The sequence below is a fragment of the Massilia sp. 9096 genome, from assembly GCF_000745265.1.
Classification (GTDB): Bacteria; Pseudomonadota; Gammaproteobacteria; order Burkholderiales; family Burkholderiaceae_D; genus Telluria.
The window spans coordinates 2,156,315-2,179,839 of record NZ_JQNN01000001.1; the positions used below are offsets into that span (position 1 = coordinate 2,156,315).

The following is a 23,525-nucleotide window of genomic DNA, read 5'->3' on the forward strand; positions in this document are numbered from 1 at the left end:
ATTGCCCGAATTGCAGCATGGCCGCCGCACCGGACCCTGGCCACTGCCGAAGCGTGGGAGCGAGCCGTGCGACCGCGGCGGCGCCAGCCGGGCATCATGGCATGACAACCATCAGCGAAAGGGCTCTGCCATGAAACGAACCAACTTGCGCGTCGTGATCACCGGCGCATCGAGCGGCATCGGCGCCGCCACCGCGATCGCGTTCGCGCGCGAAGGCGCCAGCCTGGTGCTCGGCGCACGCGGCCAGGAGGGACTGGAAGACGTGGCCCGGCGTTGCCGCAAACTGGGCGCCGATGCCGAAGTGCGCGTGGTCGACGTGACCGACGCCGACGCGGTCGCCGCCTTCGCGCGTGAAGCCAACGCGCTGCTGGGCGCGATCGACCTGTGGTTCAGCGACGTCGGCATCGGCGTGGTCGGCAAATACGCCGACGTGCCACTGGAAGACCACCGCCGCGTGATCGAAACCAACTTGATCGGCCACATGAACGACGCCCATGCGGTGCTGCCGATCTTCCTCGAACAGGGCCGCGGCACCTGGGTCAACATGATATCGCTCGGCGGCTACGTCACCACGCCGTTTTCGGCCGCCTATGCCGCCAGCAAGTTCGGCCTGCGCGGCTTTGCCGCGGCCTTGCGTGGCGAGCTGTCGCGGCATCCGGACATCCACATCTGCGACGTCTACCCGACCTTCGTAGACACGCCCGGCTTCGCCCATGCGGCCAACTACACCGGCGCCAGGCTGTCCTACCCGCCCGGGGTGCTGGCGCCGGAAAAGGTGGCCGACGCCGTCGTCAAGCTGGCCTACCAGCCGCGCGCGACCACGGTGATCGGCATGCCCTCGCCGCTGCTCAAGCTGATGGCGCTGGCGAACCCGGTCAACGCCTCCCTGATGAACCGCTTCCTCGAAGCCTGGTCGAAACGCGCACAGCGCGTGCCCGATACCGAAGGCGCGCTGTATGCGCCCGCGCCGGGCGCGAGCGGCGTGCACAGCCACGGCGACACCAACGGCGGCGCGCGGCCCGCTCGCCAGGCGCATCCGGCGCTGCTGCTGGGCGTGGCGGTGGCGGCCGCGGCGGTCGGCCTGCAGCTGTTCCGCAAGCGCTAGCCGGGCAGGTCTTCCTCGCGGTATTCGATGCCGGCGCGCGCGCCGGCCGCCTCCAGCCGGCGCAGCTCGACGCGGCGGATCTTGCCCGAGATCGTCTTGGGCAGTTCGGCGAACTCCAGCCGGCGGATGCGCTGGTACGGCGCCAGTCGGGCGCGCGCGAAGGCCAGGATCGCCCGCGCCAGCGCGGGGGTCGGCTCTACGCCCTGGCGCAGCGCGACGAAGGCCTTGGGCACGGCCAGCTTGACCGGATCGGGACTGGGCACGATGGCCGCCTCGACCACGTCCGGATGTTCGATCAGCACGCTCTCCAGCTCGAACGGGCTGATACGGTAGTCGGACGACTTGAACACGTCGTCGTTGCGGCCGACGTAGAAGTAGTAGCCGTCGGCGTCGACCAGCGCGCTGTCGCCGGTGTGGTAATGCCCGGCGCGCATCGCCTCCGCGGTCTTGGCGGCGTCGTTCTCGTAGCCGAGCATCAGGCCCAGCGGCGCCTGGCCGTCCAGCGCCAGCGCGATCTCGCCCTCTTGCGCCGGACCGTCGTCGAGGTCCAGCAGCGCCACCCGGTAGCCCGGCAAAGGACGGCCCATCGAGCCCGGCTTGATGAGTTGGCCAGGCGAATTGCCGATCTGGCAGGTGGTTTCGGACTGGCCGAAGCCGTCGCGGATGCGGATGCCCCAGGCGCGCTCGACCTGTTCGATGACTTCCGGGTTGAGCGGCTCGCCCGCGCCGACCAGTTCGCGCAGCGGCAGGCGCCAGCCGGACAGGTCTTCCTTGATCATCATGCGCCACACGGTCGGCGGCGTGCACAGCGAAGTCACGCCGCAGCGCGCGATCGTCTCCAGGCAGGCGCGTGCCGAAAAGCGCGCATAGTTGAAGATGAACACGGTGGCGCCGGCGTTCCAGGGCGCGAAGAAACAGCTCCAGGCATGCTTGGCCCAGCCGGGCGAACTGATGTTCCAGTGGACGTCCCCTGGACGCAGCCCGATCCAGTACATCGTCGAGAGGTGGCCGACCGGATAGCTCTGGTGGCTGTGCAGCACCAGCTTCGGCTTGGCCGTGGTGCCGGACGTGAAGTACAGCAGCAGCGGGTCGGTCGCGCGCGTGGGCGCGTCGGGCACGTATGCCTGCGCGGCCGCGTGGCTGGCGGCGAAGTCCTGCCAACCTGCGGGGATGGCGGCGCCCTTGTCATCCGCGCCGACCGCGATGCGGGTGTAGTCGCCGGGCAGCTGAGCAAACTTGTGCGCCTCGCCCGCCTGGGCGATCACGTGCTTGACCTGGCCGCGCTGCAGGCGGTCTTGCAGGTCGCTGCTGGAAACCAGCATGGTGGTCGGCACCAGCACCGCGCCCAGCTTGATCCCGGCCAGCATCGCCTCCCACAGCTCGACGCGGTTGGGCAGCATCAGGAGTACCCGGTCGCCGCGCCGCACGCCCAGCCCGCGCAGCCAGTTGGCCACCTGCGACGAGCGCGCGGCCATGTCGGCGTAGCTGATCTTGCGCTCGCTACCGTCTTCTTCCACCACCCACAGCGCGGGCGTGACGTTGCTTTCGGCCTGGACGTCGAAATAGTCGAGCGCCCAGTTGAATTCGTCGAGCTCGGGCGCGCGGTAGTCGCGGTAGGCGGTGTCGTAGTCGCTGCGGTGCCGCTGGAGGAAGTCGCGCGCCTGGACGAAGCGCTGGTAAGGCGACGGCTGCGGCGATGCATGAGCGGATGCGGTCATCGGTGTCTCCTGAACGTGGTCGGCGGAACTCTGCGGTTCCTGGGATGCGGAGACATTCTGCCACGGGGCGCGCCAGCGCGCCCCCTCGGCACGTGCGCCAGCTCAGGGTTTCAGCATGGCGGCGAGCACCTCGCCCGTCGACATCGAACGGCGCCCCCCGAACGCGACATGGGCTCGTCCACCAGCGCGCGCGGCCGTCATCGCGGCGCGGGCCGGAACGGGCGGCCAGGCGGAGCCGTCCGGACCGGCGCCGAAGATCAGAAGCGTTTCAGCTCGTGCACGCCGCCGCCCGCCGGGGCCGCGCTCACCCGGTCCTCGTCCTGCAGCATCATGTCGACCACGCGGCAGTCGCCGCACATGCGCATGCGGTCCAGGTGGCCGGCAAACGCCGGGTGACCGGCCAGGCGGCCCAGCATCGATTCGACCATCTTGAGCGTGCCGAACGGCTTGTCGCAGCGGATGCAGTGGAAGGGCTGGGTCTCGCTGACCACTACGGGCTGCTTGCGCGACTCCAGGAAGGACAGGCGCGGGATCAGGGTGATCGCGTTTTCCGGACAGGTGTCGGCGCACAGGCCGCACTGCACGCAGTTCTTCTCGATGAAGCGCAACTGCGGCGCGTTCTGGCCGTCGTTCAACGCCGCCGCCGGGCAGGCGCCGACGCAGGCCATGCACAGGCTGCAGTTGGCGTTGACGTCGACCGCGCCGAACGGGCTGCCGGCCGGCAGCGCAATCTCGTCGACCGGCGTCGGGGCATGGCGCGACAGATGGTCGAGCGCATAGTCGAGCGTGTTGCGCTTTTCGGTCGAGACGTTGAACAGCGCGCGCTTGCTTGGGGCCTCACCGCGCGGCGCGAGCTGCAAGGCCAGCGCCAGCTCGTCCGGCGTGGTCGCGCGCAGCAGCTGGAAATGCGGCCCGGCGTAACCGAGCCCGCTCATCACCGCCTGCGCGATGCCCATCTGCGCGTCGAGCGCGGCCGCGTATTGCGGCGCCTCGGCCTCGGTCATCAACACGGTGACGCCGCCGGCGCCGTAGGCCAGCGCCGCCAACCACAGGTCGATGCCGGTCGAGGCGGTGTGCTGCAGGCCGAGCGGCAGCAGGCGCGACGGGACGCTCCCGCCCAATGACTCGAGCAGCGCCGCGCCTTCCGCACCGTGCAGCAGCAGCACCGGGTCCTGGCCGCCGCCTTCGAAGTAGGCTTGCAGCGCGGCCTTGACGCGCGCGCCGTTGTGGGTGACGGCCGGGTAGACGTAGCGCATCGCGCCGGTCGGGCATACGGTCGAGCAGGCGCCGCAGCCGGCGCACAGGTAGGGGTTGACCTTGACCAGGTCGCCGTTGCCTTCGATCGCGCCGGCCGAGCAGATGTCGATGCAGGCGTTGCAGCCGGTGCGGCGGTTGCGGCTGTGGGCGCAGATGTTTTCCTTGTAGGCGAAGTACTTGGGCTTTTCGAACTCGCCGGTCATCTCGCACAGCGCTTCGAGCGCTTCGGCGCGTGCGGCTTCAGTCACGCCCGGCGCGTAGTAGCCGTGCGGCTTCTGGTGGTGCACGATCTGCGGGCTGGCGCCCAGGTCCAGCACCAGGTCGAAGTTACCATGCTCCGGCGCGCGGCCAGGGGCTTGCCAGGTGGCCTTGAAGGCGCCCAGCCAGCCGCTCACGACCACGGCGCGCGCGTGCATGACCGGATACAGGCGCAGCGCCGGTGCGGCGCCGGATTCGCCGGCCTCGTCGGCTACGGCGTCGTCATACAGCAGCGCGGTGACCGGCAGCACGGCCGCCAGGCGGTCGGCCCAGGGAAGTACGTCGGCCGGGCTGCCGATGACCAGCGTGTGGCCGGCCGAGCGGTAGCCGACCGTGTCGAGCGCTTCGTGCGGTTCAAAGGCGGCCAGCGCGGCCAGCGCGCCGGACTTGGCCAGCAGGTTGCGCGCTTCCTGGTCGGGATCGGCGCCCTGCCCTTCGATAAAACGGATATTCATCGTGTCTCGGTTTCAGGTGGATATTGTTGGTATGTGTCCGCGGCAGGCGGGTGCGGCGGCATATGGGGCACCGGCTGCGGCGCCGCCTGCTGCAGCGTCTGCGGCTGGCGATCGCTCTCCGGCGCGGACAGATCTTGAATGGGGTGCGCTTCGAGCGGCGGCGCTTGGGTTTCCAGGACGGCCGTGTCGTGCGCAACAGCGGCAGCGGTATCGGCAGCGGCGGCGTCGACCGCGGCCTCATCGTCCTGGTCCAGGTGGCGAAACACGCTCTTGGCATGGCGCAGCGAGGCCAGCATGGCGTCCGACATCGGGCTCGGCTTGTTGTAGTCGTCGATATAGATGTCGAGCCGGTCCATGGTGTTGAAGTGCGGATCGGTGAACAGTTTTTTCAGCGCCGTGCGGCGCACGTCGGCGTCGACGCCCTGGCGCACGAAGGCCGAGAAGTCGGACTCGGGCGTGAGCAGGGCGACGTCGGCCATGGTCGGCGGCGGGCCGGCTCGGCTCCGTGCGCGGGCGCCTGCGCGTCCGCCGGCACGCGCGTGGGCGCGTACCCATCCACACCCGCGCGGGCGTAGACCGGCGCCGGCGCAGGCTCGGCGGCAGGCGCCGGCTCAGGGACGACCTCTGCGACCGGCTCCGGCGCCGGCTCGTGCCCGTGGTCGGCCTCGATCTTGCGCCGCGACCAGCGCTTGAAGAATCCTTCCTCGGCCATCGTCATCCGTGCTGCCGGCCGCGGCGCGGCTTGGGCTGGTAGTGCTGGCGCAGGTAGTCGGCCAGCCAGGTGTAGATCTCGGCCGGCATCATCACGCCGTCGGCATCCTCGCCCGAGTCGAACATGCGCGTGCCTTCGACGTAGCTGACCGAGGCGCGCACGGGCATCGCGCGGCCGTCCTGCATGCGCCAATGGACGAACACCTTCGATTCCGGCGACATCGCGTTCTCGTAATAGCCCTCGTTCTCGTCGCGGTGCAGTTCGAGTTCGAGGCCGGACACCATGTAGTAGTCGCGTTCCGGCGACGTGCTCAGGACCTGCAGCGGCGGCAAATTGCCGCGGTCGGGGATGACGCCGACCGCCGACCAGGCTTCGTCGGCCCAGCGGTGCTGGACGGTGCGGCGCTGCATCAGCACCGCGATCGGCATGCTGGCCAGTTTCATTTGTTCTTCACCTTCGGCGTACCCTTTTGCACGGTCGGCGGCGTGCCGGCCGGGAGCGTCGGCGTCGGGCCGGCCTTGACGTCGGCGCTGGCCGGCGCCGTGCCGAATTTTTCGCTGGTCTTGGGCGCGTTGGCGCCGGCTTCGGTCAGCTTGCCGTTCGGCTGGCCGGCCGGTCCTTCGTTGTTGGCGGCGCTGGTGATGCCGCCGGCGCCTGCCGCCGGTTTGGCCGGCGCGGCGGCGATCGCCACCGCCGGGTGGGTGGTCCAGCCCTGGGCCTTGGCGCGCACGCGGTAACGCGCGGCGATCGCGTCCATGCTGTCCGACAGCGACTGCTTGTCCTTGGCGGCCTGGGCGTCGTCCTTGACCTTTTTCTCGGCCGCGGCCTGCTGCTGGGCCGGGGTCTTGGGCGGCAAGGCGGCGTGCGCCGCCCCTGCGGCGAAGCCCGCCAGGCCGACAGCCAGCGCGAGCGCGCGGCAAATGCGTGGATGGTTCATCGTTCCTCCTGTCAGCGTCCGGGCGCCGCGCTGTGGCTCGGGTCGCGGTGCGCGGCCTCTCTCTCGGCGCCCTGGGCGGTCGGCGAGCCCGGCGGCGGCGGCTTGTTGTCGCCCGACTGGCTCTGGTTGGCGCCCTGGGCCGCGGCGGCGGCGCCGCTCGGCGCGCTGACGCCCTGGGTCGGGCCCTGGCCTGATTCCTGGGTGCTGCCGCCGATGCCGGCGCCAGAACTGTTGCCGCCGGCGCCGCCGGCGATGCCCGGGGTGCCGCCGGCATACGTGCCGTCGGTCTTGCCGCCGCCATTGGCCGCCATCACTTCGCCGCTGGTATGGCCGCCGGCCGTCACCATGCCCGGGAAATGGGTCTTTTGCTGCTGGGCGTCGCCATGCGGCTTGCAGCCGGCAAGGGCGAGCACCAGGGCCACGGCGGCCGCCTGGATCGATACGGTATGTGCTTTCATCTCATGAGCCTCTTGATCGGTCCGTTCAGCGCGCCGGATCCGGCTGCGCACCCGGCGGCCTGCGGCCCGGCGCCGATCCACCCGGCGGATCGCGCGGCGGCAGGTGGCTGGGCGGCGGGCGGTCCTCGAAGGTGCCCGGCTTCACGCCGGCCTTGGCTTCCTCGTACCACAGCGCGTGGTGCGCCTTGGCCCAGGCTTCGTCGACTTCGCCGTCGCGCATCGCCGCATACGCGCCCGGGGTGCCCCAGGTGCCGATGTAGATGTGGCCCATGGCGGCGGCGATGTAGGCGGTGGCGCCCAGCAGGTGCAGGATGTTGGCGACCTGCAGGACGTAGCGGGTCTGGCCGAAGGTGATGAAGTCCAGCACCAGGCCGCTGATCGACATGATCAGGCCCAGGATGGTCACGCCGAACCAGAACCAGCTCTTCTCGCCGGCGTTGAAAAAGCCGGCCGGCACGTGCTTGTGCGATACCAGGCCACCGCCCTGCTTGATCCACTGCCAGTCGATCCTGCGGAAGAAGTTACGGTGCAGGAAGGTGAAGAACATCGCCACCGAGCACAGGATGAACAGCGGTCCGACGAAGTTGTGCAGGTATTTGAAGATGTAGGCGACGAAGGCGAATACGTCGTGGCCGAGCAAAGGCAGCAGGAGGTCCTTGCCGAACAGGATCACCAGGCCGGTGATGGCCAGCACGATGAAAGTGACCGCGGTCGCCCAGTGGATGAAGCGCTCCCAGCCTGTGAAGCGGCGCAGCTTTTTCCCGGTGTCCGGCTGCTCGGTCGAGGCCGGGCCGACGATCTTATAGAAGGCGAAGATCGCCAGCAGCACGATCACCAGCACGGTGCCCGACAGCGTCGCGATCGGGCCGTTGCGCCACACGCGCCACAGGTTGCCGCCGCGCTGGACGATGACCGTGCCTTCCTTCTGGCCGTACTGGCCGAGGTAGTGGCGGTCGATGTGCACCCGGCCGGAATTGGCGTTGGCCAGGCCGGGTTCGGGAACGCGCGCATCCTGCTCGGCCTGGAGCATGGTCTGCTCCTGGGCGTAGGCAGGCTCGGCGCGGTTGTTCGGCACGCCGGCGTGGGCGCCCTGCAAGCTGGCGAAGGCCAGCGCGAACGTCAGCAACAGCGCGCGCAGGAAGGTCTGGAAATGGCATCGCGACATGTCGTGTCTCCTACGGGTTCGCCCGGTTGTACTCGTTCTGGTACTGGTTGCGGTTGCTGTTCGCACCCCACCAGGCCAGCTTGTCGTTGTGGAACATGACCTTGTACTGGCGGTCGTCGGGCTTGCCGGCGTATTTGCCGTTGATCCAGACCGGGTGCTGGTCGACCTCGAGGCAGCCGGCCAGCAGGGCCAGCGGCAACACCGCCGCCAGGTATTTGAAGAGCGTCTTCATGTCGGCAGCCTCCCCGCGTCGTTTTGCGAATCCTTCAGGTTCTGGTTCTCGCGCGGCGCGTTGCCGGTGGCCTTGATCTCGCCGCCGCGCTTCGGTTTGCCGTAAGCGATCTTCCAGCCCCACAGTTCCGGGCCGTAGCCGCGCGTCTCGACGCGCTGGCGGTAGATGTCGGCGATGGTCTCGGCGTCGCCGCCGATCAGCGCCTTGGTGCCGCACATCTCGGCGCAGGCCGGCAGCTTGCCTTCGGCGATGCGGTTGCGGCCGTATTTCTTGAACTCGGCTTCCGAGGTGTCGGGTTCCGGGCCGCCGGCGCAGAAGGTGCACTTGTCCATCTTGCCGCGGTGGTTGAACAGGCCGCTCTCCGGGAACTGCGGCGCGCCGAACGGGCAGGCGTAATAGCAGTAGCCGCAGCCGATGCACTGGTCCTTGTCGTGCAGGACGATGTCGTCTTCGGTGTGGTAGATGCAGTTGACCGGGCACACCGCCAGGCACGGCGCGTCGGTGCAGTGCATGCAGGCCATCGAGATCGAGCGCTCGCCCGGATGGCCGTCGTTGATCGTCACCACGCGGCGGCGATTGACGCCCCATGGCGTTTCGTTCTCGTTCTTGCAGGCGGTGACGCAGCCGTTGCAGTCGATGCAGCGCTCCGTATCGCAAATAAACTTCATCCTTGCCATATCAATCTCCGATCACGCTTTTACCAGGCGGCACAGCGATACTTTGGTTTCCTGCATCATCGTCACGGCGTCGTAGCCATAGGTCCAGCCGGTGTTGACGGCTTCGCCGCGCACGGTCGGCGCGCCGCCCTCGGGATAGTGCTTTTCCAGATCCTCGCCCATCCACCAGCCGCCGAAGTGGAACGGCATCCACACCAGGCCTTCCGGCACCCGTTCCGTCACCATCGCCATGATCTTCAGGCGCGCGCCGGTCGGGGTCTCGACCCACATGAAGTCGCCGATCTTGACGCCGACCCGCGCCGCGTCGGTCGGGTGCACCTCGCAGAACATGTTCTGCTGCAGCTCGGCCAGCCACGGGTTGGAACGGGTCTCGTCGCCGCCGCCCTCGTACTCGACGATGCGGCCCGAGGTCATGATCAGCGGGAAGTCCTTGGCGAAGTCGATCTGCTGGACCGACTTGTACAGCGTCGGCAGGCGCCAGAACGCGGCCTTATCGTCGTAGGTCGGGTACTTCGCCACCAAGTCGCGCCGCGGCGAGACCAGCGGCTCGCGGTGCACCGGGATCGGATCGGGGAAATTCCAGACGTTGGCGCGCGCGCGCGCGTTGCCGATCGGCGAGCAGCCGTGCGCGATGACGACGCGCTGGATGCCGCCCGACAGGTCGGTCTTCCAGTTCTTGCCTTCGGCCTGGACCTTTTCCTCGGGCGTGAGGTCTTCCCACCAGCCAAGCTTTTTCAGGAAGACGTGGTCGAACTCGGGGTAGCCGGTGTCCAGTTCCGAGTCCTTCGTGAACGAGCCGTCGGCCGCCAGCAGCGACACGCCGTTGTGCTCGACGCCCCAGTTGGCGCGGAAGGCCATGCCGCCTTCCGACACCGGCACGTCGAGCCGGTACAGGATCGGCGTGCCCGGGTGCTTCATCTCCGGCGTGCCCCAGCATGGCCACGGCAAGCCGTAGTAGTCGCCCTTGCACGGGCCGGATTCGGCGCGCAGCGTGGTCGGGTTGAAGGTGCGCTTGTGCTCCATGTGGAGCTTGAGGCGCTCCGGCGAGCAGCCGGTGTAGCCGATGGTCCAGCACGAACGGTTGATCTCGCGCAGGATGTCTTCGATCACCGGCTCGTTGTGCACCACCTTGATGTTCTTGACCAGCTGTTCGCCGAAGCCGAGCTTCTTGGCGAACAGGTACATGATCTCGTGGTCGGTCTTGCATTCGAACAACGGCTGGATCACGCGTTCGCGCCACTGGATCGAGCGGTTCGAGGCGGTGACGGAACCGGTGGATTCGAACTGCGACGCCGCCGGCAGCAGGTAGACGCCGTCCTGGCGGCCGTGCATCGCCGCGGTCATGCTCGGATACGGGTCGACCACGACCAGCATGTCGAGCTTTTGCATCGCCGCGCGCATGTCGGGCAGGCGCGTCTGGCTGTTCGGCGCGTGGCCCCAGTAGATCACGGCTTTCAGGTTGCTCGGCTGGTCGACGTACTGGTTTTCCTCGAGCACCGCGTCGAACCAGCGCGACACCGTGATGCCGGGCTTTTCCATCAGCTCCTTGGAGCCGAAGCGCGATTTCAGCCAGTCGTAGTCGACGCCCCAGACGGTGGCGAAGTGCTTCCACGCGCCCTCGGCCAGGCCGAAGTAGCCGGGCAGCGAATCGCCGTTCGGGCCGACGTCGGTCGCGCCCTGCACGTTGTCGTGGCCGCGGTAGATGTTGGCGCCGCCGCCCGGCACGCCGATGTTGCCCAGCGCCAGCTGCAGGATCGACAGCGCGCGCACGTTGGCGGTGCCGACGTGGTGCTGGGTGATGCCCATGCACCAGACCACCGACGACGGCTTGTTGGTGGCCAGCATCTCGGCGGCCATGCGCACCGAGGCTTCCGGCACGCCGGTAACCTCGGTCACCTTGTCCGGGCTCCACTTGGCGACTTCCTTGCGCACGTCGTCCATGCCGTAGGTGCGCGCGGCGATGTAGGCCTTGTCTTCCCAGCCGTTTTCAAAGATGTGCCACAGCATGCCCCACACGAAGGCGATGTCGGTGCCCGGACGGATGCGCACGTAATGGTGGGCGAAGCGCGCGGTGCGGGTAAACCGCGGGTCGACCACGATCATCTTCGCGCCCAGCTCCTTCGAGTGCAGGAAGTGGAGCATCGAGATCGGGTGGGCTTCGGCCGGATTGGAGCCGATGAACATCACCGCCTTGCTGTAGTGCAAGTCGTTGAACGAGTTGGTCATCGCGCCGTAGCCGTAGGTCTGGGCCACGCCCGCGACCGTGGTCGAGTGGCAGATGCGCGCCTGGTGGTCGCAATTGTTCGAGCCCCACATCGAGACCCATTTGCGCAACAGGTAGGATTGCTCGTTGCTGTGCTTGGAGGAGCCGATCAGCATGACGGAATCGGGGCCCGACTGCTGGCGCAGCTGCAGCATCTTGTCGCCGATCTCGTTGATCGCCTGGTCCCAGGAGATGCGCTCGTACTTGCCGTTCACCAGCTTCATCGGGTAGCGCAGGCGGTGCTCGCCGAAGCCGTGCTCGCGCACCGAGGCGCCTTTGGCGCAGTGCGCGCCCATGTTGATCGGCGAATCAAAGGCCGCTTCCTGGCGCACCCAGACCCCGTTGCTGACCACCGCCTCGACCGAGCAGCCGACCGAGCAGTGGCTGCAGACGGTGTGCTTGATTTCGGTCTTGACGGTGGCGCCCGGGGCCGGGTCGGCCGCCGTCGCGGGCTGGATCACGTTCAGCGGCAGGTGACGCGCGAGCGCGCCCGCGCCCGCGGTGACGCCGGCTCCCACCAGGAACTTGCGTCGTTTCAGGCCGCTGTCACGCGACTGTTTTACCAGGGTCATACGATGCTCCTCGTTCGCGTCACCGTCACCAGTAGGCGGCGGTGCGGTAGTAAGTACGGATGTGCTCGGTTTCGTGATAGCCGCTCGGCTTGGCTTCCGGCTCTGGCGCCGCCGGAGCCGCAACCGGCGCGGCTTCGGCGCGGCCGGTCGCAGCGGCGGCCACGGCGATCGCGCCCAGCGGCGCGGCCCTCAAGAGGCGGCGGCGCGCCAGGTCGGGCTGTTGCTGCGCGGGCTGTTGCTCGTCGGGCTTGTGTTGTTTGTCCATGATGGTCCTCATGCTGCGATCGGATCGAGCGCGTCCAGCACCGCAAAGGCCTGGGCTTCGATCGACAGGAAGGCGTCGACCACACGGGCCACGACGCGATAGAAATTGGCCGGCTCGGCCGCGGCGAGATCCGCCAGGCAGGCCGCATACCAGGGGCGGATGTGCGCTTCGAAAAACTGCTTCTGGGCCGCCAGCGGACGGCGTGAGATGCCGGGCGCGCCCGCGACCAGCACGCGCATCGTCTCGCACACGGCGCCGAGATGGTCTTCGAAGTCGCCGACGCCGGGGGCGCGCGCCAGGCCGAGACGCATCAGGTCCTGGCGCAGTTTTGCCAGCGGCACGTCGTTCAGGTGGCCGGTCAGGTACCAGGAACCGTTCAGGTTGAGCAGCGGGTTGCCGATGCCTTCGAACAGGGCCGAGAACTCCTGGCGCACGGCGTCTTCGTCGACCACCGAGGCGGCCTGGGTCAGCGCCAGCCAGGCGTCTTCGAGCGCGAACTCGCCCACGGCCGAGATCGGCTCGGCCTGCCCGAGGGCGCCGAGCAGCGCGGCATCGGGCGGCGCCAGCAGCAGACGTGCGAACAGCGCGTAAAAGTCGGCGCGCGCCTGGTCCTCGTCGGCCAGGGGCAGGCTGACGGTCGCCAGCACCGGCTCGGATGCCGGCTGCCGAGCCGAATCGCTCTGCTGATTGTTGTCCTCGGAAAACTGCTGGACTGACATGACTCTCCCATTAGCAAATTCTTATGGAAAGTGTAGTGCCTGGCGGCCCAAAGGGCGCGCACGCTTGGCGGTAATGACGCCCGAGCTACCGGCAGGTACGCAGCCCGGCCCCCCTCGTCGCAGCCGCCGCAAGGCCGGCGCGACCAGGCCAACCACAGTCCGGACATCGCTTCCTGCCGAGTGCTTGTGTGTCGAATCCTACAGCACGACGAGCCGCGCACGCTTGCCGCGAGCGGGTCGGGCCATGCACACTGGTCGGCTCAGGTTGCAGAACGGGAAGCGCCCCAACGCTACCTGAACAGTGTTCGTACAGCCCCCACCTTCAGGAGAATCAGATGGATTTTGCACTCAAGGACGTCATGCAGGCGGTCGGTCCCAACGCCTCGCTCGTGTTCGCCTCATGGATCTTCATGAGCTTTCTTCAGACCCGCTACAGCAATGCCTATCAGCTCTACCGCAAGATGATCGACGACCTGCGCGAAGGCAAGGTCGACGGCCAGCGCAGGACCACCATCCACGACGAGATCGTGCTGTACCGCGAACGCCTGAACCGCATGCGCCTGGCCACCAACCTCGGCCTGTATGCGGCGATCCTGCTGCTGTCGACGCTGATCCTGAGCGGCCTGGATGTCGTGTTCGGCAACCCCGGCTTCCTCAAATACATCTGCGCCGTGTGCGTGGTGCTGGGCCTCGGCCTGATCATCTGGTCGGCCTCCCTGGTCATCATCGAGAACAAGATGCTCAAGATGGCGCTGGACCGCGACGGCGACGACCTGGCCGAACTGCGCGACGCGGCCAAGGCTGCGCAGTCGCGCCAGAAGCAGGTCGCTTAGGTCCCCTGCCTCGGCGGACCGGCCAGGGCGGCGCCGCTCAGCGCCGGATCTCGGCGCACAGCTTGTCCCAGGTGCCGCTGGCGATCGCCGCCTGCCGGGCCGGGTCCAGCCCGGACTCGGCCAGGAAGCGCCGCGCGGCGCCATCCTTGAAGGTCTGGTACGGATAGTCGGTGGCCATCATGATGCGCTCGGCGCCGATCGTCTCCGCGCTCCAGCGCAGGTAGCGCTGGCTCAGGATGCCGCCGGGCGTGATCCAGAAATGCTTGCGGAAGTACGCGGACACCGGCTGCGGCAGTTCGGCGCCGGCCATCGCGGCGTCGATGCGCTCGAGGTAGAACAGCACCACCTCGCCCCAGTGGCCGAGCACGATGCGCAGGTCGGGCAGGCGCTCGAACACGCCGGACAGGATCAGGCGCAGCGCCTGGATGCCGGTCTCGAAGTGCCAGCCGATGCCGGCGGTGGCGAACATCGCCTCGACGCCCTCGCCCAGGCCCGCGTAGTAGGCCCGGCGCACGCCCGCCTGCGGCGTCTGCGGGTGAATGTACAGCGGCGCGTGCAGCCGGGCCGCGGTTTGCAGCAGCGGGAAAAAGGCCGGATGGTCGAGGTTGCGCTCGCCGGTGCGCCCGCACAGCATGGCGCCGTGCAGGCCGAGTTCGCGGATCGCCCGCTCCAGCTCTTGCGCGGCGGCCTCCGGCGCGGGCGTGGGCAGCGTCGCAAAACCCTGGAACCGGTCGGGCCGCGCACGCACGCATTCGGCGACGCGGTCGTTGGCCTCGCGCGCGAGCGTGAGCGCGGCCGCGGGCGCGAGCACCTGGGTGCCGGGCGTGGTCTGCGACAGCACCGCGACGTCGATGCCGGCCGCGTCCATCGCCGCGATGCGCGCGGCGCCGAAGTCGCGCAGCTTGTCCTCGAGCTGCGTGCCGCTCGACCTCGCCTCGGCCAGGTCGCGCTCTTCGAGCGGCAAGCCGTGCCAGGCCTGGACGATGCCGGGCGTGGCGAAATGCTCTTCGAGTGCGACGATCTTCATGGGGTCTCCCGCTCGGTTCGATGAGGGGGACCGTATCACGATGGCCGCGCCCGACAGCGCACGGCTGGAGGCGCGTCCGGCCGTGCCCAGGCGTGTTTACGCTGCCGTTCGAACGGCGACCCAGCGCTCGATCACCTGCCCCAGCACGTCCAGCGGCACCGAACCGTTCTTCAGCACCACGTCGTGGAAGGCCGGCAGCGAGAACCGGCTGCCGAGCGCGGCCTGGGCCTTGTCGCGCAGCTCGACGATGCGCAGCATGCCGATCATGTAGGCGCAGGCCTGGCCCGGCCAGGCGACGTAGCGCTCGACCTCGGTCGCCGGGATGCCGTAGTCGATGCCCTGCTGGCGCGTCCAGCCCAGCGTGTGGATGCCGGTGTCGACCACCAGCCGGCGCGCGCGGAACAGCTGGGCGTCCAGCGCGCCGAGCAGGCTTTGCAGGTCGGCAGTGGTATCGCCGCCCTTGTACCAGCCCTGCTCGATCGCCAGGCGCTCGGCGTACAGGCCCCAGCCCTCGCTGTGGGCGCTGCCGCCTCCGAAAATGCGCTGGGCGCGGTACTTCGGCAGGCCGGTCTGCTCCTGCTGGATTGCCAGCTGGAAGTGGTGGCCCGGCACCGCCTCGTGGTAGGCCAGCGTGCGCATGCCGGCGATCTCGAACTCCGGCCCGCGCAGCGGCACCCAGAAGATGCCCGGGCGGCTGCCGTCCGGCGCCGGCAGCGTGTAGTGGGCCGCCGCCGAAGCCTCTGTCAGCGGCGGCTCGCGCCGCACTTCGACCGGGGCCGATGGCTTGAGGTTGAACAGCGGCTCGCTGCGTTTCAAGGCGTCGGCGACGATCTCGGCATAGCGCTGCAGCAGCGCCGGGCGCGGATCGGGTTCTTTCGGCGGCTGCAATCTGGCGTCGAGCGCCTTCATGCGCGTTTCGATGCCGCCCTGGTCGTAGCCGAGCGTGCGCAGGTGGCGGTCCATCTCGCCTTCGATGCGCGCCACTTCGCGCAAGCCGATGGCGTGGATCTCGGCCGCGCTCAAGGTCGTGCTGGTATAGGTGCGCAGCGCCTGCTGGTAGGCCTGGGCGCCGTTCGGCAGGCGCGAGATGCCGGCCGCATCGCCGGTCTTCGGATACAGCCCGGCCATGAAGCTTCGTACGCGGACGTAAGCCGGGCGGATCCTGGCGTCGACGATGCGCGCGGCCTCCTGCGCCGCCCGGGCGCGGCGCTCGGCCGGAAGGTCCGCCAGCTTGGCGGTGCGCGCCTCCAGCGAGGTCACCAGCACGTTGTGCGCTGCGTCCGGCTCGAGGAAGGCGTCGACCTGGGACTGGGCGCGCTCGAGGATGAAGCGCGGCGGGATGAGGCCCTTCGCGCTCGCCGCACGCGCACGCGCGAGGGCTTCGTCGATGCGGGTCGACACCTGGTCCAGGCGCGCCAGGTAGCTGTCGACGTCCGTGGAGCGGCGCAGCGGATGGGTGTTGGTCATGAAGTTGACCAGGCCGACCTGCACGCCGCTGAACTGGTTGAAGATGAAGCTGTAATCGTCGTACGGCGCGCTGGCGATGGCGTTGGCCAGCGACCAGCGCATCACGAGGGCCGAGGTGCGCTGGTCCTCGCTCAGTTGATCATGACCTGCGGGGCCAGCGAGGAACTTGTCGAGCCGGGCGACGCCGGTCCTGGCCAGGGCGACCGTCTTCTGGCGCTGGGCCGTGGTCAGCGGGGTCAGCTGGCGGTCGAGCGCGTCCTGTTCGGCGCCCGCGAAATACTGGGTCGAGGTGGCCGACTGCGGGCTCAGGCGCACCCAGTCTTCGGCGAAGCGCCCGGCCCAGGCGTCGAAGGCCGGACTGGCCGTGGCGGCCGCCGCTGCGGCGGCTGGCCTGGCTTGCCCGGATTGCTCGGCCGCGGCCAGGGCAAGCTGCGGCAAGCCGGCGCTGGCGGCCAGCGGCAGGCCGAGGGTGGCCAGGACGGCGCGGAGGGTGGCGCGGCGGCGGGTGCTGACGGCGCCGGTGGCATCGGGGGTCGTATGGGTGCTGGCGCCGAGGTCGGCGCGGAGGTCGTGAGTGAGGGTGGCGCGGCTGGCTGCGCGGGGGCGATTCGACGGCATCGTTCTCTTTCGTTGAGGGTGGCGCCAGCCCGGCGGAACGCTCGGCTTGGCGCTAGGAAATTTACCACGGAAAAGAGCATTCCGAATGTCTGACCCGGCAGCAAGGTAGCGCAGGTTCCTGCCGCAATCGACTATGCTGTGGCCACGATGCCGTGACCCGTCATGAACCCGAACGATAGGATCCCCCATGCCCATTTCAGCCCAGCTGCACGAAGAAATCGGCAAGCGCCTGCGCCAGAGCCGCGAAGCCGCACTGGCCAGGCCGACGGTCCAGACCTGCGTGCAATGCCAGGAACGCATCGAGCAGGAACAGGGCGGTGGGCGCGGGCCGACGATGTGAGCCGTTTCGCGTCCGGATGCGCCGATAGCGCTCGAACAAGCCAGTCACGTCGTGGATCAGCCGCCGGACCTTGCCGGTAACGCCGATCTATTGTCGACCGATACCGACCGATACCGACCGTCATCGACCGAAGCGCCGCGCCTCGACTGGGCCGGAACGAGCACGCCGATGCCGAAGCTGCGCCGGTCACGCTCTGCCCGCCGAGGCCGGACGCCGGGCGCGCACGCCTGCGCACCATTGTATTCAGCCAGCTCAGCACCCATCTTTGCACCATGCCAATAGCCCGTGTGACCCATATTCCGCTCTGTAACGACACGGAATACGCCTCTAGGAAACACAAAAATGATGTACTCTGCGCGCATGTGCCTGCCTAACATTTTTTGCTGCCGTCGATGAACGATATTTCCACCCCGACACGGCACGCCGACGTCCTGTATGGACCGCACCAGCCCGAGCTGCTGCGCGACGAAATCCTGGCCGATCTGCTGGAGGCCAGCGCGCGCCGTGCGCCCGACCAGCTGGCCCTGATCGCCGGCGATCGCCGGCTGACCTACCGCGAGCTCGACCAGCAGGCCGACCTGGCGGCCTCGCGCCTGATCGAAGCCGGCATCCGCCCTGGCCACATCGTCGGCCTGTGGATGCCGCGCGGCATCGACCTGCTGGTGATGCAGGCCGCCATCGCCAAGGCCGGCGCGGCCTGGCTGCCGGTCGACGAAGACACGCCGTTCGAACGCCTGCTGGTCTGCATGGAAGACGCCGGCTCCCCTGCCCTGGTCAGCAGCGAACGCATGCGCGAACGCATGGGAGACGTCGGCAGGCCGATCCACATGGCCGAGGGCCTGCTCGCGCCCGCTCGCGCGGGCGAGACCCGGCTTCGCCGCGGCGCGGTGCCCGGCGATGCCCCGGCCTACGTCATCTACACCTCGGGCTCGACCGGCAAGCCGAAAGGTATCCTGATCGACCAGCGCAGCATCTGCCATTTCCTGCGCAGCGAAAACGAAGTGCTGGGCGTGCGCGCGGACGACCGCGTGTACCAGGGCTTTTCGGTCGCGTTCGACATGTCGTTCGAGGAAATCTGGATTTCCTACCTGGTCGGCGCCACGCTCTGGCTCGGCCCGAAGGAAACCGCGGGCGACCCGGAAGCGCTGCCGCGTCTGCTGCTGGAGAACGGCGTCACCGTGCTGCACGCGGTGCCGACGCTGCTGGCGCTGTTTGCCGAGGATGTCCCGAGCCTGCGCATCATCAACCTGGGCGGCGAAATGTGCCCGGAAACCGTGGTAGAGCGCTTCTCCAAGCCCGGCCGCCAGATGTTCAATACCTACGGCCCGACCGAGGCCACGGTCTCGGCGAGCCTGGCGCGCCTGGAACCCGGCAAGCTGATCACGATCGGCACTCCACTGCCGAACTACGGCTTGCTGGTCATCGCGCTGGAAACCGATCCTAACAACTTGCAAATCTTGCCGCGCGGCGATACCGGCGAGCTGTGCATCACCGGCCCCGGCTTGTCCGCCGGCTACCTCGGCCGTCCGGACCTGACCGCCGAGAAATTCCTGCCGAACCCCTGGGCCTCCGGCCCGGACGACGCGCGCCTGTATCGCACCGGCGACCTGGCGCGCATCGAGCCGGACGGCCAGGTGGTCTGCCTCGGCCGCACCGACGACCAGGTCAAGATCCGCGGCTTCCGCGTCGAACTCGGCGAGATCGAAGCCGTGCTGGCCCAGCAGGACGGCATCGGCACCACGGCCGTGCTGCTTCGCAAGGACGACGGCATCGACCGCCTGGTCGCCTACCTGGTGCCGGCGCTTGGGGCCAGCGAAGAACAATTGTCGGCCGCGACATTGCGCCGCGCGCTGTCCGGCCGCCTGCCGCCGTATATGGTGCCGAGCCGCTTCGAGCGCCTGGACGTGATGCCGCGCCTGACCTCGGGAAAGATCGACCGCAAGGCGCTCAAGGCCATGGCCCTGTCCGCCCCGCTGCCGAGCGATCCGGCCGAGTCCGACCACCCGGAGACGCCCGGCGAGGAAGCCCTGTTCGCGGCGCTGTCCGGCCTGTTCCCCGGACAGGTGTTGCGACGCGAGCTCGATTTCTTTTCCGACCTGGGCGGCCACTCGTTCTTTGCCGCGCGCCTGGCCACGGCGCTGCGCCAGGATGCGCGCTTCGCCCACGTGACGGTGCGCGACATCTACCAGCAACGCCAGATCGGCGCGATTGCCTCCGGCCTCGACCAGGCCGCCGGCAACACCGTGCTGGAACAGGATTGGACACCGCCCAGCCGCGCCAAGCGCTGGGCCTGCGGCATGGCCCAGCTGGCGACGCTGCCGGTGCTGGTCACGCTGCGCATGGCGCAATGGCTGGCCCCGTTCTTCACTTATCACTTCCTGACCGGCGACCCGGGCGACTCGGTGACCCGGGCGATCGCTGCCTCGATCGGCGTGTTCCTGATCGCCACGATCCTCGAGTTCGTGTTCGCCTGGGCCGGCAAATGGCTGGTCGCCGGCCGCCTGCAGCCGGGCGTGTATCCGCTCTGGGGCCGCACGTATTTCCGCTGGTGGCTGGCCGACCGCCTGGTCGAGGCCGCACCGACCTATCTGCTGGCCGGCTCCTCGCTGTACACCTGGTGGCTGCGCATGCTCGGCGCCAAGGTCGGCCACGACGTCGTGATCGGCTCGATGACGCTGCGCACGCCGGACCTGCTGCACATCGGCGACAACGTCAGCATCGGCAATGCCGTCAACTTCGAGAACGCACGGGTCGAGCGCGGCCGCCTGCTGCTGGGCCGCATCACGCTCGAGGACGACGCCTTCGTCTCCTCGTACGCCATCCTGGAAGGCAATACCCGGGTCGAGCGGCGCGGCCACCTCGAAGGCCAATCGGCGCTGCAGGACGGCATGATCGTGCCCGAAAACCGAATTTGGAGCGGTTCGCCCGCGCGTGACGCCGGCGCCTTCGACCCGTCGACGCTGCCGCCGCGCCCGGTCGCAAGCGGCGCCCGCCTGACCGGCGAGGCGCTGTTCTTCATGTTCGGCATGCTGCTGGTGGCGACGCTGTTCTTCATGCCGGTGTTCCCGAGCTTCGTGCTGATCGACTGGTTCGACGAGCGCGGCGCGCTGTCGGTGCTGCAAGCGAACACCATCAGCGGCCAGCTGGTGCGCTACTTCGTGCTGGCGCTGCCGGCCAGTGCGGTGCTGATCGCGCTGACGATGCTGGTCTCGGCCGGCATCCGCTGGGGTTTCCTGCCGCGCCTGGAGCCGGGCCGCTCGGCCGTGCACAGCAACACTTACTGCAAGAAATGGCTTGTCAGTCATATCCAGGAATCGAGCCTGCAGGTGCTGCATGGCATCTACGCAACCGTGTTCGCCCCGTTCTGGTACCGCCTGCTCGGCGCCAAGGTCGGCCGCGACGCCGAGATTTCGACCGCGATGGGCGTGGTGCCCGACATGCTGACGCTGGGCGACGAGACCTTCATCGCCGACGCCGTGATGCTGGGCGACGAGCAGATCGACGGCGGCTGGATGACGATGGAGCCGACCGTGGTCTCGAACCGCAGTTTCGTGGGCAACGGCAGCTACATCCCGGATGGCACCACCCTGCCGGAAGGCGTGCTGGTCGGCGTGCACACGCACGCGCCGAACAACGAACGCATGACCAGCGGCGACACCTGGCTCGGCTCGCCGCCGATCCACCTGCCGGCGCGCGAACAGGTCAGCGGCTACCCGGAGCACCTGACCTACCATCCGTCGCCGATGCGCCGCCTGGGACGCACGCTGGTCGAGGCCTTCCGCATCGTCTCGCCGCACGCGGTGGTGATCGCGGTCGGCTACACCGTGGTGCTGGACCTGATGCCATATGCCGGCGCCGGGCGCTGGGGCCTGGTGGTCTGGTACATGGCCCTCACCGGCCTGGCCTATGGCGTCGGCAACTACCTGTTCGTGCTGGTGCTGAAGTGGCTGCTGCTGGGCCGCTACAAGAAACGCGCCGACCCGATGTGGACGCCGTTCGTGTGGCTGTCCGAAGGCGTGACCAATATGTACGAGGGCATCGCGGTGCCCAACTTCATGCGCTACCTGCGCGGCACGCCGTGGTTGCCGATCGCGTTCCGCCTGCTCGGCTGCAAGATCGGGCGCGGGGTTTACATGGACACCACCGACATCACCGAATTCGATTGCGTGACCATTGGCGACCACAGCGAGATGAATGCGCTGTCGTGCCCGCAGACCCACCTGTTCGAGGACCGCGTGATGAAAATCGACCAGGTCGAGATCGGCAGCAAGGTCTACATCGGCCCGCGCAGCGCCGTGTTGTACAGCGCGCGCGTCGGTCACAACGCGCACATCGGTCCCTTGACCCTGGTGATGAAGGGCGAGCACATCCCCAACGCCACCAGCTGGAGCGGCTTGCCGGCCGCGCCGCAGCGCCCCTGAGCACCACCATGCCGTCCACGCCGCCCATGCCGCCAGCAGCCCCATCAGCACCACCCGGGCTGGCGCTGGCATGGTGGCGCGCAGACGGCGCTTTCGCGCCTGGCCTGGCGCCGGTGTCGTCACAGGGCCTCCCCCAGGTCTGGCTGGTCGGCATGGCCGGACAGAGCGAGCGCGACGCCGCGCGCCGCGAGATCCGCAATGCGCTGCGCGCCGCACTGGCGGCAATACTCGGGGTCGACCCGGCGGCGATCGACATGCCGGCCGCACCCGGCGACGCGCCGTACGCCCTGATCCGCGCGCCGGCGGGCTCGCAGGCCGCCGCGCCGCGCCGGATCGCCCTTGCGATCAGCCATGACGAGGCGCTGTCGGTGGCAGCGATCGCGCTGCAGGGCGCGGTCGGCATCGACGTGATGCGCATCGCCGACATTCCCGACTGGGAAGCGCTGGCGCGCGATTACCTCGGCCCGGAGGCCGCCGCCAGGCTGGCGGCACTCGATGCGGCGCAGCGCCCCGCTGCCCTGGCCCGCGCCTGGAGCGAGCGCGAAGCGCGCCTGAAATGCGCCGGCCTCGGGCTGGGCGAATGGCGCACCGACGAGGCGCAGGCGCTGTCCTACTCCAGCTGCCTGGCGCTGGCCGTGCCGGACGGCTACGTCGGCACCCTCGCGGTAGCGTCCGCCGCTACCGGCTGATACGGAAACCGCGACTGCAGCGCTCGCCGGACGCCAGGCCGTTTGCTTTCCGGTTAAGATTGCTGGATGGACAATCTTACTCACTCCGTCGTCGGTCTCGGCATCGGCGCCCTGGTCGACCGCAGCCTGCCGGACGAACCCGACACCGAACATCAACGCGTGCGCACGCGCATGCTGCTCGTCATCGGCGCGCTGGCCAGCAACTTCCCCGACCTCGACCTGATCACGACCAGACTGCTCGAGCCGCCGCTTGGCTACCTGCTGCTGCACCGCGGGCACACGCATACGCTGGTCGGTGCGTTGCTGGAGCTGATCGTGCTGCTGGCCGGGACCTGGCTGCTGTGGCCGCGCGCGCGCGCCGTGCTGCGCGTGAGCGCGCGGGCGCGCGGCGCGGCGCTGGTCACCGCCTGCATCGGCCTGCTGCTGCATATCGGCATGGACGGGATGAACGTGTATGGCGTACACCCGTTCTGGCCGTTCGATCCGAGCTGGTATTACGGCGACCTGATCTTCATCGTCGAGCCGGTGTTCTGGATCGGCTTCGGCGTGCCGCTGGCGGCGATGGTGCGGCGCCGTGGCTTGCGCTTGGGCTTGTTCGCGCTGATGGCGCTCGTGCTGCTGGGCGTCACCTTCGCCGGCTTCCTGCAATGGGGTTCGCTGGCCGGCCTGCTGGCGCTGGGCGTGACGCTGGCCACGATCGAGCGTCGCGCACGCCACCGCCCGCGCGGGGCGCGCTCGCGCCTGGCCCTGGCGGCCGGCCTGGCGCTGTCGATCGCTTACGTCGGCGTGCAGGCCGCCGCCCTGCAGCAGGCGCGCACCGCCGTCGCCAGCGAGCTGCGCCGAATCGCGCCGGGCGAGCGCCTGCTCGATACGGCCCTGTCCGCCTACCCGGCCAATCCGCTGTGCTGGTCGTTCGTGACCGTTGCAAGCGGCGCGGACGACGCCAGCGTGCATCTGCGTCGCGGTCTGCTCAGCATCGCGCCCGGCGTCGACGCGGTCAAGGCTTGCCCGGCCGCGCTGGCCGGTGCGGCCGGGCCGGATGCGACGCCACGGATCGCCTGGCAATCGGCGCAGAGCGAAGCGCTGGCGACGCTGCGTACGCTGCGCCAAACCAATTGCCACGTCGACGCATGGCTGCGCTTCGCGCGCGCGCCCGCGCTGACGCCCGCGGACGGCACCGCGACCGATGCGCGCTGGGGTCCGCCCGGCAGCTACAACTTCTCCACGCTGTCGTACGCCGATCTTGCATCGCTGCCCTGCCCGCATGCGGTGCCGGGCTGGGGCTACCCGCGCGCCGACCTGCTGGGCTTGCACTGAACCGGGCGGATCAGCAGGCT

Annotated in this window: 19 protein-coding genes and 1 pseudogene; 6 read left to right on the plus strand and 14 right to left on the minus strand. The window is 69.0% G+C overall.

What is annotated here, in order from left to right; translation table 11 throughout:
- Positions 1–130: 130 nt before the first annotated feature.
- Positions 131–1,105 (plus strand): SDR family oxidoreductase, encoded by a 975-nt coding sequence (locus FA90_RS09145; RefSeq protein WP_036168168.1) that lies wholly within the window; start codon positions 131–133, stop codon positions 1,103–1,105.
- On the opposite strand, the gene FA90_RS09150 is transcribed toward FA90_RS09145, so the two are convergent.
- The 12 genes and pseudogenes from FA90_RS09150 to FA90_RS09205 form a co-directional block, all read right to left on the minus strand.
- Positions 1,102–2,823 (minus strand): AMP-binding protein, encoded by a 1,722-nt coding sequence (locus FA90_RS09150; RefSeq protein WP_036168171.1) that lies wholly within the window; start codon positions 2,821–2,823, stop codon positions 1,102–1,104. The genes FA90_RS09145 and FA90_RS09150 overlap by 4 nt on opposite strands.
- Before the next feature lie 257 nt (positions 2,824–3,080).
- A complete protein-coding gene (locus tag FA90_RS09155; protein WP_051971626.1) occupies positions 3,081–4,793 on the minus strand; it encodes a 4Fe-4S binding protein in 1,713 nt (570 codons plus the stop codon).
- Positions 4,790–5,302 (minus strand): annotated as a pseudogene (locus tag FA90_RS24915) (DUF3306 domain-containing protein); the annotation flags it as partial. The gene FA90_RS09155 and the pseudogene FA90_RS24915, both read right to left, overlap by 4 nt.
- A gap of 205 nt (positions 5,303–5,507) precedes the next feature.
- On the minus strand, positions 5,508–5,948 hold the full coding sequence (locus tag FA90_RS09165) for a DUF3305 domain-containing protein (RefSeq protein ID WP_051971628.1): 441 nt from the start codon (positions 5,946–5,948) through the stop codon (positions 5,508–5,510).
- A complete protein-coding gene (locus FA90_RS09170) occupies positions 5,945–6,442 on the minus strand; it encodes a hypothetical protein (RefSeq protein ID WP_036168174.1) in 498 nt (165 codons plus the stop codon). The genes FA90_RS09165 and FA90_RS09170 overlap by 4 nt, the downstream gene beginning before the upstream one ends.
- An 11-nt stretch (positions 6,443–6,453) precedes the next feature.
- On the minus strand, positions 6,454–6,900 hold the full coding sequence (locus tag FA90_RS09175; RefSeq protein ID WP_036168177.1) for a hypothetical protein: 447 nt from the start codon (positions 6,898–6,900) through the stop codon (positions 6,454–6,456).
- Between the two features lie 25 nt (positions 6,901–6,925).
- Positions 6,926–8,065, minus strand: a complete 1,140-nt coding sequence (locus FA90_RS09180) for a formate dehydrogenase subunit gamma (protein WP_051971629.1) — start codon at positions 8,063–8,065, stop codon at positions 6,926–6,928.
- Between the two features lie 10 nt (positions 8,066–8,075).
- Positions 8,076–8,297, minus strand: a complete 222-nt coding sequence (locus tag FA90_RS09185; protein ID WP_036168181.1) for a hypothetical protein — start codon at positions 8,295–8,297, stop codon at positions 8,076–8,078.
- Positions 8,294–8,974 carry a formate dehydrogenase FDH3 subunit beta gene (gene fdh3B, locus FA90_RS09190; protein WP_197065267.1) on the minus strand — a complete coding sequence of 227 codons (681 nt, stop codon included), beginning with the start codon at positions 8,972–8,974 and terminating at the stop codon, positions 8,294–8,296. Before fdh3B ends, FA90_RS09185 begins: the two co-directional genes overlap by 4 nt.
- Positions 8,975–8,986: 12 nt before the next feature.
- Entirely contained in the window at positions 8,987–11,809 is a 2,823-nt protein-coding gene (locus tag FA90_RS09195; protein WP_036168186.1) for a formate dehydrogenase subunit alpha, read from the minus strand.
- A 25-nt stretch (positions 11,810–11,834) separates the two neighbouring features.
- Positions 11,835–12,074, minus strand: a complete 240-nt coding sequence (locus tag FA90_RS09200) for a formate dehydrogenase (protein WP_036175009.1) — start codon at positions 12,072–12,074, stop codon at positions 11,835–11,837.
- A gap of 8 nt (positions 12,075–12,082) precedes the next feature.
- Positions 12,083–12,793 carry a molecular chaperone gene (locus FA90_RS09205; protein ID WP_081933749.1) on the minus strand — a complete coding sequence of 237 codons (711 nt, stop codon included), beginning with the start codon at positions 12,791–12,793 and terminating at the stop codon, positions 12,083–12,085.
- Between the two features lie 335 nt (positions 12,794–13,128).
- Between FA90_RS09205 and FA90_RS09210 the strand changes: the two genes are divergently transcribed.
- The gene (locus FA90_RS09210; RefSeq protein ID WP_036168189.1) at positions 13,129–13,626 is read left to right on the plus strand and encodes a DUF2721 domain-containing protein; all 498 of its coding nucleotides are present in this window, start codon (positions 13,129–13,131) and stop codon (positions 13,624–13,626) included.
- Positions 13,627–13,663: 37 nt separating this feature from the next.
- Here the strand turns inward: FA90_RS09210 and FA90_RS09215 are convergent, their stop codons facing one another.
- Positions 13,664–14,653: an amidohydrolase family protein gene (locus tag FA90_RS09215; protein WP_036168191.1), complete on the minus strand. Its 990-nt coding sequence runs from the start codon at positions 14,651–14,653 to the stop codon at positions 13,664–13,666.
- A gap of 96 nt (positions 14,654–14,749) precedes the next feature.
- Positions 14,750–16,738, minus strand: a complete 1,989-nt coding sequence (locus FA90_RS09220) for a DUF885 family protein (protein ID WP_081933750.1) — start codon at positions 16,736–16,738, stop codon at positions 14,750–14,752.
- Positions 16,739–16,925: 187 nt separating this feature from the next.
- Here FA90_RS09220 and FA90_RS26295 point away from each other — a divergent pair, with 187 nt between their 5' ends.
- The 4 genes from FA90_RS26295 to FA90_RS09235 all read left to right on the plus strand — a co-directional run bounded on the left by FA90_RS26295 (position 16,926) and on the right by FA90_RS09235 (position 23,505).
- Positions 16,926–17,078: a hypothetical protein gene (locus tag FA90_RS26295; protein ID WP_156116642.1), complete on the plus strand. Its 153-nt coding sequence runs from the start codon at positions 16,926–16,928 to the stop codon at positions 17,076–17,078.
- 392 nt (positions 17,079–17,470) lie between these two features.
- Entirely contained in the window at positions 17,471–21,499 is a 4,029-nt protein-coding gene (locus tag FA90_RS09225) for a Pls/PosA family non-ribosomal peptide synthetase (protein ID WP_036168194.1), read from the plus strand.
- A gap of 8 nt (positions 21,500–21,507) precedes the next feature.
- On the plus strand, positions 21,508–22,188 hold the full coding sequence (locus FA90_RS09230; RefSeq protein WP_156116643.1) for a 4'-phosphopantetheinyl transferase superfamily protein: 681 nt from the start codon (positions 21,508–21,510) through the stop codon (positions 22,186–22,188).
- A gap of 66 nt (positions 22,189–22,254) precedes the next feature.
- The gene (locus FA90_RS09235; RefSeq protein WP_036168199.1) at positions 22,255–23,505 is read left to right on the plus strand and encodes a metal-dependent hydrolase; all 1,251 of its coding nucleotides are present in this window, start codon (positions 22,255–22,257) and stop codon (positions 23,503–23,505) included.
- Positions 23,506–23,525 lie beyond the last annotated feature (20 nt).

What these genes read in the sequence shown, in the direction of transcription:
- FA90_RS09145 (WP_036168168.1), top strand. Translation starts at nt 131, where the DNA reads ATGAAACGAACCAACTTGCGCGTCGTGATCACCGGCGCATCGAGCGGC.
- FA90_RS09150 (WP_036168171.1), bottom strand. Translation starts at nt 2,823, where the DNA reads ATGACCGCATCCGCTCATGCATCGCCGCAGCCGTCGCCTTACCAGCGC.
- FA90_RS09155 (WP_051971626.1), bottom strand. Translation starts at nt 4,793, where the DNA reads ATGAATATCCGTTTTATCGAAGGGCAGGGCGCCGATCCCGACCAGGAA.
- FA90_RS09165 (WP_051971628.1), bottom strand. Translation starts at nt 5,948, where the DNA reads ATGAAACTGGCCAGCATGCCGATCGCGGTGCTGATGCAGCGCCGCACC.
- FA90_RS09170 (WP_036168174.1), bottom strand. Translation starts at nt 6,442, where the DNA reads ATGAACCATCCACGCATTTGCCGCGCGCTCGCGCTGGCTGTCGGCCTG.
- FA90_RS09175 (WP_036168177.1), bottom strand. Translation starts at nt 6,900, where the DNA reads ATGAAAGCACATACCGTATCGATCCAGGCGGCCGCCGTGGCCCTGGTG.
- FA90_RS09180 (WP_051971629.1), bottom strand. Translation starts at nt 8,065, where the DNA reads ATGTCGCGATGCCATTTCCAGACCTTCCTGCGCGCGCTGTTGCTGACG.
- FA90_RS09185 (WP_036168181.1), bottom strand. Translation starts at nt 8,297, where the DNA reads ATGAAGACGCTCTTCAAATACCTGGCGGCGGTGTTGCCGCTGGCCCTG.
- fdh3B (WP_197065267.1), bottom strand. Translation starts at nt 8,974, where the DNA reads ATGGCAAGGATGAAGTTTATTTGCGATACGGAGCGCTGCATCGACTGC.
- FA90_RS09195 (WP_036168186.1), bottom strand. Translation starts at nt 11,809, where the DNA reads ATGACCCTGGTAAAACAGTCGCGTGACAGCGGCCTGAAACGACGCAAG.
- FA90_RS09200 (WP_036175009.1), bottom strand. Translation starts at nt 12,074, where the DNA reads ATGGACAAACAACACAAGCCCGACGAGCAACAGCCCGCGCAGCAACAG.
- FA90_RS09205 (WP_081933749.1), bottom strand. Translation starts at nt 12,793, where the DNA reads ATGTCAGTCCAGCAGTTTTCCGAGGACAACAATCAGCAGAGCGATTCG.
- FA90_RS09210 (WP_036168189.1), top strand. Translation starts at nt 13,129, where the DNA reads ATGGATTTTGCACTCAAGGACGTCATGCAGGCGGTCGGTCCCAACGCC.
- FA90_RS09215 (WP_036168191.1), bottom strand. Translation starts at nt 14,653, where the DNA reads ATGAAGATCGTCGCACTCGAAGAGCATTTCGCCACGCCCGGCATCGTC.
- FA90_RS09220 (WP_081933750.1), bottom strand. Translation starts at nt 16,738, where the DNA reads ATGCCGTCGAATCGCCCCCGCGCAGCCAGCCGCGCCACCCTCACTCAC.
- FA90_RS26295 (WP_156116642.1), top strand. Translation starts at nt 16,926, where the DNA reads ATGCCCATTTCAGCCCAGCTGCACGAAGAAATCGGCAAGCGCCTGCGC.
- FA90_RS09225 (WP_036168194.1), top strand. Translation starts at nt 17,471, where the DNA reads ATGAACGATATTTCCACCCCGACACGGCACGCCGACGTCCTGTATGGA.
- FA90_RS09230 (WP_156116643.1), top strand. Translation starts at nt 21,508, where the DNA reads ATGCCGTCCACGCCGCCCATGCCGCCAGCAGCCCCATCAGCACCACCC.
- FA90_RS09235 (WP_036168199.1), top strand. Translation starts at nt 22,255, where the DNA reads ATGGACAATCTTACTCACTCCGTCGTCGGTCTCGGCATCGGCGCCCTG.